This window comes from Streptomyces sp. URMC 124 (assembly GCF_051386455.1).
Classification (GTDB): domain Bacteria; phylum Actinomycetota; class Actinomycetes; order Streptomycetales; family Streptomycetaceae; genus Streptomyces.
On the sequence record NZ_JBPQTS010000008.1, the window covers coordinates 1 to 19423 of the forward strand.

Annotated in this window: 15 protein-coding genes; 5 read left to right on the forward strand and 10 right to left on the reverse strand. The window is 73.1% G+C overall.

Annotated elements, in window-relative coordinates:
• Nucleotides 1-172: 172 nt before the first annotated feature.
• The gene (locus tag ACSNOG_RS02785; protein ID WP_436750886.1) at nucleotides 173-1177 is read right to left on the reverse strand and encodes an aldo/keto reductase; all 1005 of its coding nucleotides are present in this window, start codon (nucleotides 1175-1177) and stop codon (nucleotides 173-175) included.
• A 184-nt stretch (nucleotides 1178-1361) separates the two neighbouring features.
• Complete coding sequence (locus ACSNOG_RS02790; protein ID WP_436750887.1) at nucleotides 1362-2825, reverse strand: MFS transporter; 1464 nt, start codon at nucleotides 2823-2825, stop codon at nucleotides 1362-1364.
• A 100-nt stretch (nucleotides 2826-2925) separates the two neighbouring features.
• On the opposite strand from ACSNOG_RS02790, the gene ACSNOG_RS02795 reads away from it, so the two are divergent.
• A complete protein-coding gene (locus ACSNOG_RS02795; protein ID WP_436750888.1) occupies nucleotides 2926-3804 on the forward strand; it encodes a helix-turn-helix transcriptional regulator in 879 nt (292 codons plus the stop codon).
• 124 nt (nucleotides 3805-3928) lie between these two features.
• Here the strand turns inward: ACSNOG_RS02795 and ACSNOG_RS02800 are convergent, their stop codons facing one another.
• Together ACSNOG_RS02800 and ACSNOG_RS02805 are read right to left on the reverse strand one after the other, a co-directional pair.
• Complete coding sequence (locus ACSNOG_RS02800) at nucleotides 3929-4378, reverse strand: MarR family winged helix-turn-helix transcriptional regulator (protein ID WP_436750889.1); 450 nt, start codon at nucleotides 4376-4378, stop codon at nucleotides 3929-3931.
• The gene (locus ACSNOG_RS02805; RefSeq protein WP_436750890.1) at nucleotides 4375-5793 is read right to left on the reverse strand and encodes an MFS transporter; all 1419 of its coding nucleotides are present in this window, start codon (nucleotides 5791-5793) and stop codon (nucleotides 4375-4377) included. The genes ACSNOG_RS02800 and ACSNOG_RS02805 overlap by 4 nt, the downstream gene beginning before the upstream one ends.
• A gap of 112 nt (nucleotides 5794-5905) precedes the next feature.
• On the opposite strand from ACSNOG_RS02805, the gene dusB reads away from it, so the two are divergent.
• The 3 genes from dusB (at nucleotide 5906) to ACSNOG_RS02820 (ending at nucleotide 11913) form a co-directional block, all read left to right on the forward strand.
• Nucleotides 5906-7048, forward strand: coding sequence for a tRNA dihydrouridine synthase DusB (dusB, locus tag ACSNOG_RS02810; protein WP_436750891.1), 1143 nt, complete (start codon nucleotides 5906-5908; stop codon nucleotides 7046-7048).
• Between the two features lie 380 nt (nucleotides 7049-7428).
• Nucleotides 7429-10146: a pyruvate, phosphate dikinase gene (gene ppdK, locus ACSNOG_RS02815; protein ID WP_436750892.1), complete on the forward strand. Its 2718-nt coding sequence runs from the start codon at nucleotides 7429-7431 to the stop codon at nucleotides 10144-10146.
• A gap of 732 nt (nucleotides 10147-10878) precedes the next feature.
• Nucleotides 10879-11913 (forward strand): ArsR/SmtB family transcription factor, encoded by a 1035-nt coding sequence (locus tag ACSNOG_RS02820; RefSeq protein WP_436750893.1) that lies wholly within the window; start codon nucleotides 10879-10881, stop codon nucleotides 11911-11913.
• Here the strand turns inward: ACSNOG_RS02820 and ACSNOG_RS02825 are convergent.
• From ACSNOG_RS02825 to ACSNOG_RS02840, 4 genes are all read right to left on the reverse strand, one after another.
• The gene (locus tag ACSNOG_RS02825) at nucleotides 11871-12716 is read right to left on the reverse strand and encodes a carbohydrate ABC transporter permease (protein ID WP_436750894.1); all 846 of its coding nucleotides are present in this window, start codon (nucleotides 12714-12716) and stop codon (nucleotides 11871-11873) included. The genes ACSNOG_RS02820 and ACSNOG_RS02825 overlap by 43 nt on opposite strands.
• Nucleotides 12713-13615 carry a carbohydrate ABC transporter permease gene (locus tag ACSNOG_RS02830; RefSeq protein ID WP_436750951.1) on the reverse strand — a complete coding sequence of 301 codons (903 nt, stop codon included), beginning with the start codon at nucleotides 13613-13615 and terminating at the stop codon, nucleotides 12713-12715. The genes ACSNOG_RS02825 and ACSNOG_RS02830 overlap by 4 nt, the downstream gene beginning before the upstream one ends.
• A 16-nt stretch (nucleotides 13616-13631) precedes the next feature.
• Entirely contained in the window at nucleotides 13632-14879 is a 1248-nt protein-coding gene (locus ACSNOG_RS02835) for an ABC transporter substrate-binding protein (RefSeq protein ID WP_436750895.1), read from the reverse strand.
• Nucleotides 14880-14960: 81 nt separating this feature from the next.
• Nucleotides 14961-16862: an APC family permease gene (locus ACSNOG_RS02840; RefSeq protein WP_436750896.1), complete on the reverse strand. Its 1902-nt coding sequence runs from the start codon at nucleotides 16860-16862 to the stop codon at nucleotides 14961-14963.
• Nucleotides 16863-17106: 244 nt separating this feature from the next.
• Here ACSNOG_RS02840 and ACSNOG_RS02845 point away from each other — a divergent pair, with 244 nt between their 5' ends.
• A complete protein-coding gene (locus ACSNOG_RS02845; protein WP_436750897.1) occupies nucleotides 17107-17706 on the forward strand; it encodes a hypothetical protein in 600 nt (199 codons plus the stop codon).
• Nucleotides 17707-17792: 86 nt separating this feature from the next.
• On the opposite strand, the gene ACSNOG_RS02850 is transcribed toward ACSNOG_RS02845, so the two are convergent.
• Both ACSNOG_RS02850 and ACSNOG_RS02855 read right to left on the reverse strand, forming a co-directional pair.
• A complete protein-coding gene (locus ACSNOG_RS02850; protein ID WP_436750898.1) occupies nucleotides 17793-18722 on the reverse strand; it encodes an oxidoreductase in 930 nt (309 codons plus the stop codon).
• A gap of 136 nt (nucleotides 18723-18858) precedes the next feature.
• Nucleotides 18859-19230: a nitrite reductase (NAD(P)H) small subunit gene (locus ACSNOG_RS02855; protein WP_436750899.1), complete on the reverse strand. Its 372-nt coding sequence runs from the start codon at nucleotides 19228-19230 to the stop codon at nucleotides 18859-18861.
• Nucleotides 19231-19423 lie beyond the last annotated feature (193 nt).

Sequence of the window (19423 nt, forward strand, 5' to 3'; positions counted from 1 at the left end):
GCGCCGCCGGGTTGCGCTGTGGGTTGCCCAGGGTGGCCGTACGCAGTGACGGCTGGGTCCGGTCCGGTGGCGCCGGGCACTTTCTTCCGCCGCCGTGGCGGGCAAGCACCGTGGTGGTGTCCGGCGGTGCCGAACGGGCCGCGGGCCCGGGGTCGCAAGCCGCCCGCAGGGCTCATCGTTCGCTGTCGAGGTGGGCCATCTGGGAGGCCGGGTAGCGGGCGCCGGCCGCGGCGCCGGCGGGGACGGCCTTTTCGATGGCGGCGAGGTCGGCGGCGTCCAGGGTCAGGTCGAGCGCGCCGAGCGCCTCGGTGAGGCGGTCGCGGCGGCGGGCGCCGACGAGGGGGACGATGTCCTCGCCCTGGGCGAGGACCCAGGCGATGGCGGTCTGGGCGACGCTCGCGCCCTTGTCCTCGGCGACCTTGCGCAGCGCGTCGACGAGGTCGAGGTTGCGCTGCAGGTTCTCGCCCTGGAAGCGCGGGCTCATGCCGCGGAAGTCACCCGCGCCGAGCTGCCGGTCCCGGTCGAAGTGGCCGCTGATGAGTCCGCGGGAGAGCACGCCGTACGCGGTGACGCCGATGCCCAGCTCGCGCGCGGTGGGCAGGATCTGCTCCTCGATGCCGCGGGAGATCAGCGAGTACTCGATCTGCAGGTCGGAAATGGGCGCCACGGCCGCGGCCCGGCGCAGGGTGTCGGCGCCCACCTCGGAGAGGCCGATGTGGCGCACGTGGCCGGCCTGGACGAGGTCGGCGATGGCGCCGACCGTCTCCTCGATCGGCACGTCGGGGTCGACGCGGGCGATGCGGTAGACGTCGATGTGGTCGGTGCCCAGCCGCTGCAGCGAGTACGCGGCGAAGTTCTTCACCGCGGCGGGCCGGCCGTCGTAGCCGGACCAGCCGCCGTCGGGGTCGCGCAGGGCGCCGAACTTGACGCTGGTGAGCGCCTTGGCGCGGTTGGCCTCGCTCGTGGTGCGCAGGGCTTCGCCGATGAGCAGCTCGTTGTGGCCCATGCCGTAGAAGTCGCCGGTGTCGATCAGGGTGACGCCGGCGTCGAGCGCGGCGTGGATCGTCGCGATCGACTCGGCGCGGTCGGCTTCGCCGTAGAGGGCGGACATGCCCATCGCGCCGAGTCCGAGGGCGGAGACCCGGGGGCCGGTGGTGCCGAGGGTGCGGTGCTGCATGGGGGGCTCCTTCGGGAGATCAGGGGAACCGACGCGATGAATCGGTAGGAATCCGCTCAAGGCGGGTAGCCGGAGGCATCCGGGCTCCCCTGAAGAGTGACACATGGAATGACAGATTTCAATATCTGTCATTCCATGTACGTCGTCCCGGCCCCGGACAGGCCCGGCCCCTCGGCTCGTCCGCTCAGCCCTCCACGCGCGGCAACCGCAGCGTCAGCAGCACCGTCGCCACCACCGTCACCAACTGCACCCCCAGCGTCACCGCGAGCGCATCCCGCATCCCCACCGCGTCCGACAGGGACAGGAACAGCGACCCGAGCGTGGCCACCCCCAGCGCCATGAACGCCTGCTGCGTGGTGACCATGACCCCGCTGCCCACGCCCGCCTGCGCCACCGGCACCTCGCTCAGCACCGTCCGCAGCGTCAGCGGCAGCACCAAGCCCTGGCCCGCGCCCTGGACGGCCAGCGCCGCGCACGCCCACCACAGACCGGCCCCGCTGTCCCAGCCCCGGAAGAAGGACACCGCCACCCCGAGCAGCCCCACCCCCTGGATCAGCGCCCCGGCCGTCACGGCCCGCCGCCCGTACCGGCCGAACAGCCGGGGGCAGGCGAGGGACGCCGCGAAGAACGCCAGGCACATCGGCAGCAGCGACAGCCCCGCCGCCATCGGCCCCAGCCGCAGCCCCTCCTGCAGCACCACCGCCAGCACGAACATGAAGCCGCCCCAGCCGAGCGAGAACGGCACCAGCACCGTCAGCCCCGTCCGCACCGAGCGCACGCGCAGCAGCGACGGCGGCACCAGCGGCGTCCGCGCCCCGTCGCCGGACCGCTCCAGGCGCCGCTCCGTCACCGCGAACGCCACCGCCGCGAACGGGAAGACCGCCAGCAGCACCCACGACCACACCGGCCAGCCCGTCGCCCGGCCCTCCGTCAGCGGCACCAGCAAGGAGACCAGCGACAGCGACAGCAGCACCGTCCCCGCACCGTCCACCCGCGTCGGGCGCTCCGAGCGGGTCTCGGGCACCGCGCGGCCCGCCAGGACCAGCGCGACCACCGCGATCGGCGCGTTCACCAGGAAGATCGACCGCCAGCCGGTGCCCGCCACGTCGGCGGCCACCAGCACCCCGCCCAGCACCTGGCCGACCGAGGCGGACACCCCGGCCGTACCGCTGTAGAAGCTGAGCGCCCTGGCCCGGGCCGGCCCGCTCGTCGTCGCCTGGATCGTGGCCAGCACCTGGGGCAGCATCAGCGCGGACGCCGCGCCCTGCGCGATCCGCGCGACCACCAGCTCCCACGCGCCCGGCGCCAGACCGCACGCCACCGACGTCACCCCGAACGCGGCCGTGCCCCACAGGAACAGCCGGCGCCGCCCCACCATGTCGCCCAGCCGGCCGCCGAGCACCAGCAGCACGGCGTACGCGACCCCGTAGCCGCCGACCACCATCTCCAGCAGCGCCGGGCCCGCGTGCAGGTCGTGGTCGATGGCCGGCAGGGCGACGTTGACGATGAAGAAGTCGACCATGGGCAGCGCCGCGCCCGTCAGCACGGTGAACAGGCCCAGGGGGGTCAGCGCGGGACGGGACTTCGGGATCGAGGGGGAAGCCGCGACGGCCGCGGCGGCGGGGGAGGGTATTCGGGTATCGCTCACACTCTGACGGTGCCCGCTCTCCCAGCCCGGTACCAGAGCCTTCTTATCCTGGTACCAGCACTACCTGGAACGGGCCGCCGGCCTCGCGCACGCTGGAGACATGACCACGATGCTGCAGGAGACCCGGGCCGTCCCCGCGCCCACCGCCGACGACGTCCGCCGCGGGGAGCTCGCCGCCTTCCTGCGCAGCCGCCGCGAACGCGTCTCGCCCGAACGGGCGGGGCTGCCGCGCGGGCCGCGGCGGCGCACGCCCGGGCTGCGCCGGGAGGAGGTCGCCCACCTCGCCGCGGTGGGCGTCACCTGGTACACGTGGCTGGAGCAGGCCCGCGACATCAAGGTCTCCCCGCAGGTCCTCGACGCCGTCTCCCGCGCGCTGCAGCTCGACCGCAGCGAGCGCAGCCACCTCTTCGCCCTCGCGGGGGCGATCGACCCGCTGCCGGAGACCGACTGCCCCGGGGTCTCCGCGGACCTGCGCATGATGCTGGAGCAGCTGGAGCCGTTCCCCGCCTGCATCCAGAACTCGCGGTACGACATCCTCGCCTACAACCGCACGTACAGCGCGCTGATGTGCGACCTCGACAAGCTGCCGCCCGAGGAACGCAACTGCATGTGGCTCGCGTTCACCAACGAGGAGGTGCGGGCCACGTTCGTCGACCGGGAGGAGACGATAGGGGCCATGGCCGCGAAGTTCCGGGCGGCCATGGCCGAGCACCTCGCCGATCCGGCGTGGGAACACCTGCTGGCGAAGCTGCTGCGGGCGTCGCCGGAGTTCCGGGTGCTGTGGGCACGGCACGAGGTCGCTCCCGTCACGGCCTACCGCGTGCGCACGCTGTGGCACGCCCGCACCGGCGAACTGCGCCTGAACCACACCAGCCTGTGGACGGGGCCGCACCCCGGCGGCCGCGTCGTGACGTTCACTCCGGCGGACGAGGAAACACGCACCCGCCTGACGGCTCTGACGCGCGCTACGACGTCCTGAGCGTGCCGCGGGGATTTGCCGCTGCCGCGGCGAGCGACCAGCGTGGTGGGCAGTTGCTGCTGCCGCGCGAGTGCCCACCGCGGTCGTGGCGGCGGTGCCGGACCGGGCCCCTGCGTTCGCCGGGTCAGTCCTCGGCGGGTCGGGATGGGGCTCCCGCCAAATGGGCCGTGATGCGGTCCAGGGCCGCCAGGTCTTCCGGGGGGAGGGCCAGGAGGGCCGGGGGCGGGGTGCCCAGGATGCGTTCCGCGCGGGCCGCCGCCTCGCGGCCCGCCGGGGTGACCGAGACGATCTTCGAGCGGCGGTCGGCCGGGTTCGCGGTGCGTTCGACCAGGCCGCGCCCGGCGAGGTCGTCCACGACGAGCGTGGTGTACGGGCGGTCGGTCATCAGCTGTTCGGCCAGCTCGCGGAGCGTGAGCGGGCCGCGGGCGATGCGCCGCAGCGCCTTCACCCGGAAGAAGCTCATGCCGAGCGCGTCGACGACCTCTTTGCGGCGTTCGTTGCCGCCGAGGACGATCTCCCGCAGCTGCCCCCAGGCACGCTGCGCCGCCTCGTCGTGTGTGTCATGCGTGGTCATGGTGTCGTCACCGGGATCCTGCTCCGCTCGGCGTGGGGGTCGGGGCGGGCCGCGGCGCGCTCGGCGGTCCGGGCGGCCCAGCGGCCGGTGGTGATCGTACCGACCACGAGGACGGCCGCGCCGCAGCCGGTGATGATCCACCAGCCGGTGCCCTGCAGCCCCGCGGCGACGGCCGCGCCGATCACGGCGACGCCCAGCGAGCTGCCGACCTGCCGGCTGGTGGAGGCGACGGCGGCGGCGACCCCGGCGCGGGCGCGCGGCAGGCCGGAGACGGCGGTGTTGGTGATGGGCGCGTTGACCAGGCCGAAGCCGGCGCCGAAGAGGACGTAGGCGGTGATCAGGAGGGTGTCGGAGGAGCCGGCGTCGAAGGCGGCGAAGAGCACCCCGCTGGCCGTCATGGCGATCCCGGCGAGCAGCAGCGGCAGCCGCGGGCCACGGGTCCCGACGAGCCGGCCGGACACCGGCGCGAAGACGAGGCACATGAGGGCCATGGGCAGCATGTAGAGGCCGGCGTCGAGTGCGGAGAGGCCGCGCTCGTTCTGCAGGTGCAAGGTGGTGAGGAAGAGGAAGCCGCCGAGCCCGGCGAAGGCGGACACGGCGATGACGGTGGCCCCGCCGAAGGGCGCGCTGCGGAAGAGCCGCGGCTCGATCAGGGGTTCCGCGCGGCGCCGCTCGTAGGGGACGAGGACGGCCAGACAGGCGGCGGCGAGCCCGAAGCAGCCGAGGATGAGGGGGGAGCCCCACCCGGCGACGGCGCCTTCGATGATCCCGTACGTGAGCGAGCCGAGGAGGGCGATCACCAGCAGCTGTCCGACGGGGTCGGCCCGGCGGGCGGTGGCGGCACGGGATTCGGGCACGTACCGCGCGGTCATGGCGAGCGCGGCCAGCCCGACCGGCAGGTTGATCCAGAAGATGGCGCGCCAGCCGGTGGTCTCGACGAGCGCGCCGCCGATGATCGGCCCGGCGGCCATGCTGATGCCGACGACGGCGCCCCACACGCCTATGGCGCGGGCCCGTTCCCGGGGGTCGGTGAAGGTGTTGGTGATGATCGACATGGCGACGGGGTTGAGCATGGAGCCGCCCACGGCCTGCACCATGCGGAAGGCGATCAGCCAGCCGAGCCCCGGCGCGAGGCTGCACAGCACGGAGCCCGCGGTGAAGAGGACCAGCCCGGCCTGGAAGACGCGCCGGCGGCCCAGCCGGTCGGCGGTGGAGCCGGCGAGCATCAGCAGCGAGGCGAGGACGACGGTGTAGGCGTCGATCGTCCACTGCAGCCCGGGGACGGAGGCGTCGAGCTCCCGCTGCATGGAGGGCAGCGCGACGTTCAGGATCGTGTTGTCGAGGCTGACCATCAGCAGGCTGGTGCAGCAGATGGCCAGGATCAGAAACCGGCGACGCCGGGAGAGCTCAGGCACGGGACCCCCTGGGAGTGGGCGCACGGAAGATGACCGGAAGCAATAGTTGTACGCCTCTAATAATTTAAAGAGTACAACTAAATACCCCGGCGCGGTACGCGACAATGGGGCCATGACGAATGACGCCGCCACGCCGCTCCAGATCGGCCCGCACACCGTGTGGCCGCCCGTGGTCCTCGCCCCCATGGCGGGCATCACCAACGCGCCCTTCCGCACGCTGTGCCGCGAGTTCTCCGGCGGCAAGGGGCTGTTCGTCAGCGAGATGATCACCACCCGCGCCCTGGTCGAGCGCGACGCCAAGACCATGCGGCTGGTCCACTTCGACGGCACCGAGAAGCCCCGCTCGATCCAGCTCTACGGCGTCGACCCGGTCACCGTCGGCAAGGCCGTCCGCATGATCGTGGACGAGGACCTGGCCGACCACATCGACCTGAACTTCGGCTGCCCGGTCCCCAAGGTCACCCGCAAGGGCGGCGGCTCGGCCCTGCCGTACAAGCGCAACCTGCTGCGCTCGATCCTGCGCGAGGCCGTCGGCAACGCCGGCAGCCTCCCGGTGACGATCAAGATGCGCAAGGGCATCGACGACGACCACATCACCTTCCTCGACGCCGGCCGGATCGCCGTCGAGGAGGGCGTGACCGCCGTCGCCCTGCACGGCCGCACGGCCGCCCAGCACTACGGCGGCACCGCCGACTGGGAGGCCATAGCCCGGCTCAAGGAGGCCGTGCCGGAGATCCCCGTGCTCGGCAACGGCGACATCTGGTCGGCGGAGGACGCCGTGCGGATGATGCGCGAGACCGGCTGCGACGGCGTCGTGGTCGGCCGCGGCTGCCTGGGGCGCCCCTGGCTCTTCGGCGACCTGGTCACCGCCTTCGAGGGCGGGGACGCCTTCACCGCGCCCACCCTGCGCGAGGTCGCCCGCGTGATGCTGCGCCACGCCACGCTGCTGGGGGAGTGGCTGGAGAGCGAGGAGCGCGGCGTCATCGACTTCCGCAAGCACGTGGCCTGGTACACCAAGGGCTTCTCCATCGGCTCGGACATGCGCAAGAAGCTGGCGATCACCTCGTCCCTGGCCGAGCTGGACGCTCATCTGAGCGAGCTGGATCTGGACCAGGCCTGGCCGGTGGGCGCCGACGGCCCCCGCGGCCGTACGTCCGGCCGCAACCGCGTGGTGCTCCCGGACGGCTGGCTGGACGACCCGTACGACTGCGCGGCCGTCAGCGCGGACGCCGAACTCGACACGTCCGGCGGCTGAGAGGGCGTGATTCTCGCCACCTCTGATCGGGGGCATGCTCAGATGAGCGCCTGATCCGGGGGTGCATCTCTTGAGGGGTGGCACTGCGTGCCACCCCTCTTGCTTTCACAAGTCGACGGCTCACCCCGCCGTTCCTCGACCCTCCGTGATCTGCCGACTTCTTTTTGTCATCCTGTCTTCAGAAGTCGAACGATCGGCTCTCGGGCCCTTTACCGGGGCGTGACTTTCGATCTGCTGGCTGACAGGCGGTTACGCCCATATGGCCGGGGGGTGGACCTCCTCATAAGCCTTCGATCTGGGTACGCTCCCCGCCGTCAGCACGTTTGAGCACGCCTTCCCCCAACTGTGTACGGGGGGACCCCAGTGAGGAGTCGAGTCCCGTGCCGGAAACCACCAATCAGCAGAAGTTCGTCTACGACTTCACCGAGGGCAACAAGGACCTGAAGGACCTGCTCGGCGGGAAGGGCGCCAACCTCGCCGAGATGACCAACCTCGGCCTGCCCGTCCCCCCCGGCTTCACCATCACCACCGAAGCCTGCAAGGTCTACCTCGAGAGCGGCACCGAGCCCGTCGCCCTGCGCGACGAGGTCTCCGCCCACCTCGACGCCCTCGAGAAGCAGATGGGCAAGAAGCTGGGGCAGGCGGACGACCCGCTGCTGGTCTCGGTCCGGTCCGGAGCCAAGTTCTCCATGCCCGGCATGATGGACACCGTCCTCAACATCGGGCTCTCCGACGCCTCCGTGGCCGGCCTCGCCGCCCAGGCCGGGGACGAGCGGTTCGCGTGGGACTCCTACCGCCGCCTCATCCAGATGTTCGGCAAGACCGTCCTCGGCGTGGACGGCGAGCTCTTCGAGGAGGCCCTCGACGAGGCCAAGCGCGCCAAGGGCGTCACCACCGACGTCGAGCTCGACGCCGCCGACCTCGAGCGCCTGGTCGAGGAGTTCAAGGGCATCGTCGCCCAGGGCACCGGCCGCGACTTCCCGCAGGAGCCGCGCGAGCAGATGGACCTCGCCGTCCGGGCGGTCTTCGACTCGTGGAACGGCGACCGCGCCAAGCTCTACCGCCGCCAGGAGCGCATCCCCGGCGACCTCGGCACCGCCGTCAACATCTGCTCCATGGTCTTCGGCAACCTCGGCCCCGACTCCGGCACCGGCGTCGCCTTCACCCGCGACCCCGCCAGCGGCCACCAGGGCGTCTACGGCGACTACCTGCAGAACGCCCAGGGCGAGGACGTCGTCGCGGGCATCCGCAACACCGTGCCGCTCGCCGACCTGGAGCGCATCGACAAGGCGTCCTACGACCAGCTGATGCAGATCATGGAGACGCTCGAGACGCACTACAAGGACCTGTGCGACATCGAGTTCACCATCGAGCGCGGCAAGCTGTGGATGCTGCAGACCCGCGTCGGCAAGCGCACCGCGGGCGCCGCCTTCCGCATCGCCACGCAGCTGGTGGACCAGGGCCTGATCGACGAGGCCGAGGCGCTGCAGCGCGTCACCGGCGCGCAGCTGGCTCAGCTGATGTTCCCGCGCTTCGACGACAAGGCGAAGACCGAGCTGCTGGGCCGGGGCATCGCCGCCTCGCCCGGCGCCGCCGTCGGCAAGGCCGTCTTCGACTCCTACACCGCCGTCAAGTGGTCGCGCTCGGGCGAGAAGGTCATCCTCATCCGCCGCGAGACCAACCCCGACGACCTCGACGGCATGATCGCCTCCGAGGGCATCCTCACCTCGCGCGGCGGCAAGACCTCGCACGCGGCCGTCGTCGCCCGCGGCATGGGCAAGACCTGTGTCTGCGGCGCCGAGGAGCTGGAGGTCGACACCAAGCGGCGCCGCATGACCGCGCCGGGCGGTGTCGTCATCGAGGAGGGCGAGGTCGTCTCCATCGACGGCTCCACCGGCAAGGTCTACCTCGGTGAGGTGCCCGTCGTGCCCTCCCCGGTCGTCGAGTACTTCGAGGGCCGCATGCACGCCGGCGCCGACGACGCCGACGAGCTCGTCCAGGCCGTCCACCGCGTCATGGCCTACGCCGACCGCGTACGCCGCCTGCGCGTGCGCGCCAACGCCGACAACGCCGAGGACGCCGCCCGCGCCCGCCGCTTCGGCGCCCAGGGCATCGGCCTGTGCCGCACCGAGCACATGTTCCTCGGCGAGCGCCGCGAGATGGTCGAGCGCCTGATCCTCGCCGACACCGAGTCCGAGCGCGACGAGGCGCTCGGGGCCCTGCTGCCGCTGCAGAAGGCCGACTTCGTGGAGCTCTTCGAGGCCATGGACGGGCTGCCGGTCACGGTCCGCCTGCTCGACCCGCCGCTGCACGAGTTCCTCCCCGACATCACCGAGCTGTCGGTGCGGGTCGCGCTCGCCGAGGCCCGCCAGGAGGCGCACGAGAACGAGCTGCGCCTGCTGCAGGCCGTGCACAAGCTCCACGAGCAGAACCCGATGCTCGGCCTGCGCGGCGTCCGCCTCGGCCTCGTCATCCCGGGCCTGTTCGCCATGCAGGTGCGGGCCATCGCCGAGGCCGCGGCCGAGCGCGCGAACGCCAACGGCGACCCGCGCGCCGAGATCATGATCCCGCTGGTGGGCACCGTCCAGGAGCTGGAGATCGTCCGCGAGGAGGCCGAGCGGGTCATCGCCGAGGTCGAGCAGGCCACCGGCACCGACCTCAAGCTCACCCTCGGCACCATGATCGAGCTGCCGCGGGCCGCGCTGACGGCCGGGCAGATCGCCGAGGCCGCCGAGTTCTTCTCCTTCGGCACCAACGACCTGACCCAGACCGTGTGGGGCTTCTCCCGCGACGACGTCGAGGCGAGCTTCTTCACCGCGTACCTGGAGAAGGGCATCTTCGGCGTCAGCCCCTTCGAGACCATCGACAAGGACGGCGTCGGCTCGCTGGTCCGCGAGGCCGCCAAGGCCGGCCGCGCCACCCGCCCCGACCTCAAGCTCGGCGTCTGCGGCGAGCACGGCGGCGACCCCGAGTCGGTGCACTTCTTCCACGAGGTGGGTCTGGACTACGTCTCCTGCTCCCCCTTCCGCATCCCCGTGGCGCGCCTGGAGGCGGGCCGTGCCGCAGCGCTCGGCAACGGGGGCTCCGACAGCCGCTGATGCGGCGGCCGCACCGGCCCGGCACGAACCGGGCCGGCGCGGCGGAGCCGTCGCCGGGGCGACCCCGACCCTCAGCCCCGGCGACGGCTCCGGATCCTGGAGGGGCGGCACCCGTGCGGGGGGCCGCCCCTTCGTCCGTGTGCGGAGAGTGCGTACGGTGGAGAGGCGGCCGCGAGGCGTTTCCGGGCGGCCGCGGCCCGGCGGAAGGACGGCCGGGGGCGGACCGGGACTGACCGGTCGGTACGGACCAAGGCCCCTCGGCCCGGTGGGCCGTGGCGGAAAACCGCCCCTCGCGCGGGGCCCGTGGGACGAGTGGTGGTGCGGCAGTGTCTCCGGCACATGACGCAGGGGTTACCGGCAGGTGATCGTCGTGTGGTGGTCCTGCGCCCGAGATGTGCCCGACATGTGGCTGACCTGTGGTCATGCCGGGCCCGGACAGGGCGAAGGGGCGGCGCCCGTGCGGGAGCGCCGCCCCTCTTTACTCCCCCACCGGGAGTTGTTGCCGCCCGCATCGGCTCGGGCGGCAACTCGCATACTCAGCGGCCGCTTTTTCGCTCGCCACCCCCCACGGGAACGAGCGGGGGCGGCCCCGAGTGCGTGAATAGCATTTCGCTTCCCCCACGTTCGCCGCGAGTCCTTTCAACTGTGGCCAAAAGGGCGTGGTAACAGCTCGTATCGGTGTGCATACTCAGTGAGCGGGGGGTGGTTGCGGATGTCTCATGTGGGGGTTTGGTGCTGCGCGTCCATTTCACTGGACTCGATCTGGCCCGGTTGCGCCTGGCCGGAGACCCGGACGCACTCTGGGAAACCGTATTGAGCCTCCACCGGCTCCGGGACAAACAAGGCGAGTCGATCTTCGGGGATTGGCGCTCGGAAACCCGGACCCGGTTGAATGGTGAAACTCGGCTTCTCGCCCCGCTGGTGCCATCCCGCGGGTATTTTCCGGACTTCCTCACGCCCCCCGAAGGGGTACTCGGACTCGACTCCGGCATGCAGGCCCTGCGCGAGACGCCGGGGGAGCGGGTGCACCGCGAGCTCGGCCGGCTCTCCACGGCCCGCACGCTCCCCGCTTGGATACGATCCATGGCCGAGGGCGACGACCGTGCCTTCGCCAAGCTCACCGGGGCGCTCCAGGCCTACCACGAGGCCGCGATAGCCCCCTACTGGCAGCACATCCAAGCCCAGATCGAAGCCGACCGGGCCGTGCGCGGGCGCGCCCTGCTGGACGGCGGCGCGGACGCCCTGCTCTCCTCACTGCCGCCCATGATGCGCTGGCGCGCCCCCGTCCTGGAAGCGGACTACCCCGTCGACCGCGACGTCCACTTGAACGGGCGGGGCCTGCTGCTCGTGCCCTCCTTCTTCTGCCGGCGCACGCCCGTCACCTACCGGGACCCCGACCTCACCCCCGTCCTCGTCTACCCCGCCCGGCACATGTCGGAGTCCGCACCCGCCGTGCAGACCGCCCCGCGCTCGCTCGGCAAGCTCGTCGGGCACACCCGCTCGGCGGTGCTCGGCTCCATCGGCGGCGGCTGCACGACGAGCGAACTCGCCCGGCGCGTCGGGGTGTCCGCGGCCTCCGCCAGCCAGCACGCGGGCGTCCTCCGCGAGGCGGGCCTCGTCCTGACCCTGCGCAACGGCAGCGCCGTCATGCACACCCTGACCCCCTTGGGCGCGGCCCTCCTGCGCGGCGGCCACCGGTCGCCACAGCTCGCGTCGAGGCCGGCTCAGTCGTCGATCCCCGAGCGTTCCACGCCGGCCACGATGTAGCGCTGCAGCACGACGAACACCACCAGGAGCGGTACGACCGACACCGCCGCGGCGACGAAGAGTTCGTGGAGGTTGACGGACTGGGCGGTGGTGAACGTCGACAGGGCCACCTGGACCGTCCAGGCGTCGCGGTCCTGGCCGATGACCAGGGGCCACAGGAAGGAGTTCCACGCGCCGATGAAGACGATCGTGCCGACCGCCGCGAACACCGGGCGGGAGTTGGGCACGACGACCAGCCAGTACGTGCGCCACGGGCCCAGGCCGTCGACCTGCGCCGCGTCCTCCAGTTCCCGGGGGAAGCCCAGGAAGTACTGGCGGAAGACGAAGCAGGCGAAGGCGCTGAAGAGCGTCGGCACGATGAGGCCGCGCAGGCTGGAGACCCAGCCCAGCGACGACACCAGCACGAACGACGGCACGAAGGTGACCGCCGCCGGCACCAGCAGGGTGCCCAGGACCGCGTAGAGGACGGCGTCGGCGTGCCGGTAGGGGATGCGGGCCAGGCCGTAGCCGGCGAGCGAGGCGAGGAGCAGCGTGCCGAGCGTGGTCGCCACGGCGATCAGCGAGGAGTTCAGCAGCGCGTGCGCCATCGGCACGTCGGGGTCGGCGAACAGCTCCCGCACGTTCGACCAGTGCACGTCGGAGGGGAAGAACGTCCACTCCGGCGAGGTGATGTCCTCCTCCGCGGCGAGGCCGTTGCGCACCAGCAGGTAGAAGGGGATCAGGAACAGCCCGGCCAGCACGATCAGCAGCACCAGCCGCAGCGCCCGCCCGGCCCGTACGAGGGCGTCGTCCGTGCGCCTCATGCTTCCCTCCTGCCCAGGCCGAACCAGCGCACCTGCACCACCGACACCACCGCGATCACCAGCGCCAGGACGACCGCGCCCGCGCTGCCCAGGCCCAGGTTCTGCCCCTGCCCGAGCGCCGTGTAGTAGAGGTAGACCAGCGGCGGCCGGGCGTAGGGCGGGTAGCCGCGGGCGTCCGACAGCAGGTTGTAGAACTCGTCGAACGCCTGGAAGGCGTTGATGACCAGCAGCAGCACCACCGCCACGGACGTGGCCCGCAGCGCCGGGAAGGTGATGTGCCGGAAGGTCTGCCACCCCGGCCGCGCCCCGTCGACGGCCGCCGCCTCGTACAGCTGCGGCGGGATGCGCTGGAGCCCGGCGAGGAAGAGCACCATGTAGAAGCCGGCCTGCAGCCACAGCCGGACGGTGACCAGGACCAGCCAGTACCAGGGCGGGTCGGTCGTCGACAGCCACGCGACCTGTTCGGCGCCGAACCAGCCGAGGACGGTGTTGGCCAGCCCGAACCGCACCCCGTTGAAGACCGACAGCTTCCACACCAGCGCCGCCACCACGTAACTGCACGCCGTGGGCAGGAAGAAGACCGACCGGAAGAAGGCCTGCGCGGTCCGCAGCCGCCCCACGGCCAGCGCGAGCCCCAGCGACAGCCCATACGTGGCGGGCACGATGAAGGCCGTGAACAGCACGAACGTGCCGAGCGCGGAGCGGAAGGCCGGATCGCCGAGCACCTCGCGGTAGTTGTCCAGGCCCGCGAAGTCGGTGGGGGTGACGGTGTTGTGCGCCTCGAAGAGGCTCAGCCAGACGCTCCAGGCCAGGGGCACGTAGGTGAAGAGGACGAGGCCGAGCACGAACGGGCCGGTGAAGGCCCAGAACCACAGGGCCTGCCGCCGCCGGCGCGACATGCCGCGCGCCGCCACGTCAGGGCTTCTTCCCGGCGCGCCGCAGTTCGTCGGCGGTGCGGCGCACGACCGCCTTCAGCTCGCGCTCCGGGTCGGCGCCCTCCTTGATGATCCGGCTGAGCGCGTCCTGGTAGGCGGTCCGCGCGGCGACCGTCCACAGCAGCGGCTGGGCGTAGCCGTGGTCGGCGGTGAACCGTACGACCTCGGCGGCCGCCCCCGTTTTGAGCTTCGCGGCCTTCGCGGCCAGAGAGGTGCGGGCCGGGACGTGGAAGCCGTAGGAGAGCGCGAAATCCTCCTGGTGGTCGGTGCGGTCGACCCACAGCCACTTCACGTACGCCTCGGCCTCCTTCCGCCGCCCGCTGCGGGCGCTGACCGCCGCGGCGTACGCGCCGAGGGGCACGGCCGGCCGGCCCGCGGGCCCGTCGGCGGGGAAGGGCAGCACCCCGAAGTCGTCGCCGAGGGCCTTCTTCACCTGCGGCAGGGCCCACAGCCCGGACCACTGCATGGCGGTGAGGCCCTGGACGAGGGCCGCCGGGTCGGACCAGTCGGCGGGCGCGCCCAGCAGCAGGGACTTGGCCGCGTACAGCCGGTGCAGCTTGCCGAGGGTGCGGGCGGCGGCCGGGTCGTCGAAGCCGGGCCTGCCGTCGGCGGTCACGAGCGTCAGGCCCGCCGCGTACAGCGGTGTGCCGCCGAGGACGCCCGCGCCGCCGTCGTTGCCGAGGAAGAGTCCTTTGACGGAGCCGGTGGTGAGCTTCCCGGCGGCGTCGACCAGCTCGTCCAGGGTCCGCGGCGGGCGCACCCCGGCCCTCTCCAGCAGGCTCCGGCGGTAGTAGAGCAGCTGGGTGTCGATCGCCTGCGGGATGCCCCACACTCGCCCGTCCCAGGTCTTGGGGGCGAGCACCGCCGGGTGGAAGTCGTCCTTCACGCCCTCCAGCAGGGCGGTGAGGTCGGTGACCTGGCCGCCGCGGATCTGGTCCAGGGTCGGGCCGTCGACCTCGAAGACGTCGGGCCCGGAGTCGGTGAGCAGGGCGGCGGCGGTCTGCTGGTCGTAGTTGCCGGGCCGCCACTCGATGCGCACGTCGGCCTTGTCGTAGCCGGCGGCGTAGCGGCCCACGGCCTGCCGGGTGCCCGCCTCGCCGTACTGGTGGTACCAGTGGGAGAGCCGGGGTCTGCCCCGGCCCTTGTCGCCCCGCCCGGTGTCGGACCCGCACCCGGTCAGGGTGAGCGCGGCGCCTGCGGACAGGAGCAGTCTGCGGCTGATCGGCATGTCGGTTCTCCCCCTCGCGGTCGGGACCGTACGGACCAACGATCAGCGATGGGGGAGGATTACGACAGGGCGGCGGGGCGATTACCGCCGCGTGCCGGCCTTCCGGCCGCCCGGTGATGCACCGATGCGAAAGCGCAGGCGGCAGATCACCGCGTCCGTGTCGCGGCGCACCGCGTGGGCGACGACGGCGCCGCGCTGGTTCTGCAGCAGCCGCTGCCACACGTGCGCGGGCTCGACCTCGGGGATGAGGACGGTGACGCGGTGGTCGGGGTGCCGGCCGGTGAGCTCGTGGACGTAGTCGACGATCGGGCGGCCCAGGGCGCGCGTGGGCGCGGGCAGTTCGACCAGGTCGACGCCCGGGTTCCACAGCTCCCAGTCGCGCCGCAGGGTCTCCGCGGCCCGCGCCCCCTCCGCGTCGGGCCGGACGGCCGTCACCGCGACGACCTCGTCGCCCAGGGAGACGGCCGCGGTCAGGGCCTTGCTGGTCAGCCGGGAGAGGGAGGAGACGGGGACGACGACCACGCTGTGGCAGCGGCGCGGCGCCTCGGGCACCCGGCCCAGCCCCAGCCGCTCGCCGATCCGCCCGTACGCGCGGTGGACGGTCTCGAAGACCAGCACGATCAGCGGCAGCGCCAGGACGATCAGCCAGGCGCCCTCCGTGAACTTCGTGGCCGTGACGACGACCGCGGACACGCCCGTCAGCAGCGCGCCGAAGCCGTTGAGCAGCGCCTTGCCCGCCCAGCCCGCCGAGCGCTCCTGCCGCCAGTGCCGCACCATGCCCACCTGGCAGAGGGTGAAGCCGACGAACACCCCGATCGCGAACAGCGGCACGAGCGTGTTGACGTCGCCGCCGGAGAAGACCAGCAGCAGCGCGGAGACGGCGGCCAGGGCCAGCACGCCGTGCCGGTGCACCTGCCGGTCGGCCTTGAGGCCGAAGACGTGCGGCAGGTAGTTGTCCCGGGCCAGCAGGGCCATCAGGACCGGCAGCCCGCCGAAGGAAGTGTTCGCGGCCAGCGCCAGCAGGACGACGGTCGCGAACTGCACCACGTAGAAGGCCCCGTTGTGGCCGAGGGAGGCGTCGGCGAGCTGGGCGAGGACGGTGACCCCCTCGGCCGGCTGCAGGTGGAAGCGGCCGATCAGCACCGACAGGCCGATCAGCATGACGCCCAGCAGGGCGCCGAGCGCGACCTCCGTGCGCTGGGCCCGCCGCTGCGCCGGGGCGCGGAACGACGGCACGGCGTTGGCCACGGCCTCCACGCCGGTCAGGGCGGAACAGCCCGCGGCGAAGGCCTTCAGGAGCAGCAGCGCGCCGACGGAGGTGGCGTTGCCGGCGAGGACGGAGGCGTGTCCGGCGGCGGCCTCGGTGCTCGCAGGGGCGTCCCGCAGCAGCCCGGCCACGATCATGGTCAGGATCGAGCCGACGAAGACGGCCGTCGGCACCATGAACCACTTGGCGGACTCCACGATGCCGCGCAGGTTCACCGCGGTCACCAGGGCGAGCACGGCCAGGCAGATCCACAGCCGGTCGCCGTAGAGGGAGGGGAAGGCGGAGGTCAGGGCCGCGACGCCGGCGGTGACCGACACCGCCACGTTCAGCACGTAGTCCAGCACCAGGGAGGCCGCGGTCACCAGGCCCGTGCGCCGGCCGAGGTGCCGCTTGGCGACGGCGTACGAGCCGCCGCCGTCGGGGAACGCCGCGATGACCTGCCGGTAGGAGGCGACGAGCACCGCCAGCAGGGCGGCGATGGCGAGCGTGACCGGGAGCGTGAAGCCCAGTCCGTACGCGCCCGCCGCGGCCAGCACCAGGACGATCGACTCGGGCCCGTAGGCCACCGACGCCATCGCGTCCAGGGACAGGGCGGCGAGGCCCTGCGTGGCGGTCAGCCGGTGCCGGTCCTCGGCGCAGGGCCGCGCGGCGCCGGTATCGGGCGGTTCCTCGTCGGCCCCGCCGGGCCGCGGCTTCGCGTGGGCGAGCAGGGACATTTCGTTCGTACCTCCGTGAGTGGGACGCCCAGCGTGCAGCCGGTTCCGCGCGCCCGCGCACGGTCTTGGCGGCCTCTTGGCGCGCCCTGGGGGGATCTTCACGCGTTCTTGACGGCCCGGCCCGGGTTACGTCAGCGGGGCGTAAGGGTTGGCCCAAACAGCGTCAGCACTGCGTCAACAGCGGGCGGTCCGCCCCCGGCCCGGGCCTAGCGTCACGAGCATGGGACGGCGACAGCCCTTAAGGGTGCGGGCGGGCGGGCACGACAGGACGCGGGCGGGCGGGCACGCCGCGCAGGCCGCACGGACGCGGACACATCCGCCGGGCGGCGCCGTCCTCGCCCACGACCGCCACTGGCGCAGCGAGGCGCGGGCCGCCTGGTACTGCGGGACGGCCCTCGCGGGCGTCCTGGTCCTCGCCGACCTCGGCCGGGGGAGCCTGAACGGGCCGCGCGGCGCCTGCTGGGCCGGGCTCGGGGCCCTCCTCCTGGCCGTGCTGATGCCGCACCGGGTCACCGCCGGCGACGGCTGGCTCGCCGTGCGCGGCCTGCTGGGCGAGAAGCGCGTGCGGACCGACCTGCTGACGCGGGTGCGCCGCGCGGACGGCATGACGCCGCGCCTCGTCCTGCGGGACGCCGGGGGGAACCGGGTGGAGCTCGATCCGCAGGTGCTCGTCGCCAACCCGCTGCTGTGGCACCGGCTGGACGCGGGCGCCCGGCGCTCGCGCGAGAGCGGTCTGCTGCGCGAGGGCGGGGCGCCGCTGGCGGAGCTCGCGGAACGGATCGACGGCGAGGGCGCGCGGCGCCTGCTGGAGACCTGCGGCTTCGACGGCCCGGCCGCCGGGTGAAGGCCGCCGGGTGAGGGCCGCCGAGTGAGGGCCGCCGGTCCGCGGCCCGTCCGGCGAGCGGGGGAGCGCCCCGGGCGGGGCCCGTCTCACAGCCAGGGGTACGTGACGCCCGTGAGGCGCTCGGAGGCCGCCCAAAGGCCGGCGCTGGCCCGGTCGTTGCGCGTCCAGGGCGCCCGGACCGCCCGCCGCGTGGGCGTCCCGCCGCTGCGGAGCTCCAGGCGCGGGCCGAAGTAGTCGTCCTGCCCGACGTCGGACGCGGCGGCCGCGTACAGCGTGGGCAGCGCGCCGTTCTCCGGGCTCTGCGCGAAGAGGCGGTTGCCGAGCTCCACGACCCGCTCGGCGACCTCCCGCCCCTCCATCCGTACGCCGGCCGTCTGCAGGTTCGTCGCCGCGTACCCCGGGTGGGCGGCCGCCGCGACGATCCGCGAGCCCTCCGCCGTCAGCCGCCGCGCGAGCTCGTGCGTGAAGAGCAGGTTGGCGCTCTTGGAGCGGCCGTAGGCGATCCAGCGGCGGTAGCGGTGCTCCATGTTGAGATCGCGCGGGTCGACCGTGCCCAGGACGTGCAGCCCGCTGGAGACGGTGACGATCCGCGCGCCGTGCCCGGCCTCGCGCAGCCGCGGCAACAGCAGCCCGGTCAGCGCGAAATGGCCGAGATGGTTCGTGCCGAACTGCATTTCGAAGCCGTCGACCGTGCGGCGCTGCGGCAGCGCCATCACCCCGGCGTTGTTGATCAGCAGGTCCAGCCGGTCGCCGGCGAGGCCGTCCGCGAAGGCGCGGACGGAGGCGAGGTCCGCGAGGTCCAGCGGGGCGAACTCCACGTCGGCGCCGGGCGCCGCCGCCCGCACCCGCTCCTCGGCCGCCTTGCCGCGCGTGGCGTCCCGGCAGGCCAGGACCACCCGCGCGCCCCGCCGCGCCAGCTCGCGGGCGGTGACGAAGCCGATGCCGCTGTTGGCGCCGGTGACCACCGCCGTACGGCCGCTCTGGTCGGGGATCTCGCTCGCGTTCCATCCAGTCACGTCTGCTGCGCTCCTCTGCGGTCCGCACGCGGCCCATACGCGTCAGTAGCCCTCGTACGAACCAGCGTAGGCGAGGGCACGGCCGCGCAGGACGGGCATTCGCCCGATACGGTGGCCCGCCGCGGGACGCCCCCGCTCAGCGCAGCCGGACCGTGTACGCCGGGACCGACACCGCCGCGTCGTCCAGGCACGTGCCGTCCGTCAGGTCGAACCGGCGCCCGCGGGGCGGCGAGGTGACGTACGGCCGCCCGCCGGCCGAGCCCAGCGGCCCGCGCGCGAGGACGTACGCGCCGCTGAACGGGTCCTGGTTGCCTATCGCGTACGCCCGCCCGGCCCGGTCGAGGAAGACGGCGACCTGCCGGCCGTCCGGCAGCAGGACCGCCACCCCCCGCCCCGGCCGCAGGTCGCCCAGCTCGCAGAGCGTGTGCCACCGGCGCCCCAGGAGCGCCTCGACGCGGGCGGAGACGGGTGCGAGCGCGTGCGGCACCTGCTCGGGGGCGACGGTCATCGCGGGGAGTCCCTTCGGGAGAGCGGACAGGGACGGTGGGGGAGGGAGAGCGGGCTGCGGAGCGCCCAGAACTGTGGCACAGCCACCGCCTCCTGTCGTCACCGTGGCACACGTTTTCACCGTCGCCGCGACGCCCGGGTGTCCGAGTCCCACCGGGAGCGCGGCGCTGTTCCGCGGGCGGGCCGGAAGGAAC

Bases quoted from the DNA above. Each gene is read 5' to 3' on its own strand.
- ACSNOG_RS02785 (WP_436750886.1), bottom strand. From the start codon at position 1,177: ATGCAGCACCGCACCCTCGGCACCACCGGCCCCCGGGTCTCCGCCCTC.
- ACSNOG_RS02795 (WP_436750888.1), top strand. From the start codon at position 2,926: ATGACCACGATGCTGCAGGAGACCCGGGCCGTCCCCGCGCCCACCGCC.
- ACSNOG_RS02800 (WP_436750889.1), bottom strand. From the start codon at position 4,378: ATGACCACGCATGACACACACGACGAGGCGGCGCAGCGTGCCTGGGGG.
- dusB (WP_436750891.1), top strand. From the start codon at position 5,906: ATGACGAATGACGCCGCCACGCCGCTCCAGATCGGCCCGCACACCGTG.
- ACSNOG_RS02825 (WP_436750894.1), bottom strand. From the start codon at position 12,716: ATGAGGCGCACGGACGACGCCCTCGTACGGGCCGGGCGGGCGCTGCGG.
- ACSNOG_RS02830 (WP_436750951.1), bottom strand. From the start codon at position 13,615: ATGTCGCGCCGGCGGCGGCAGGCCCTGTGGTTCTGGGCCTTCACCGGC.
- ACSNOG_RS02835 (WP_436750895.1), bottom strand. From the start codon at position 14,879: ATGCCGATCAGCCGCAGACTGCTCCTGTCCGCAGGCGCCGCGCTCACC.
- ACSNOG_RS02840 (WP_436750896.1), bottom strand. From the start codon at position 16,862: ATGTCCCTGCTCGCCCACGCGAAGCCGCGGCCCGGCGGGGCCGACGAG.
- ACSNOG_RS02855 (WP_436750899.1), bottom strand. From the start codon at position 19,230: ATGACCGTCGCCCCCGAGCAGGTGCCGCACGCGCTCGCACCCGTCTCC.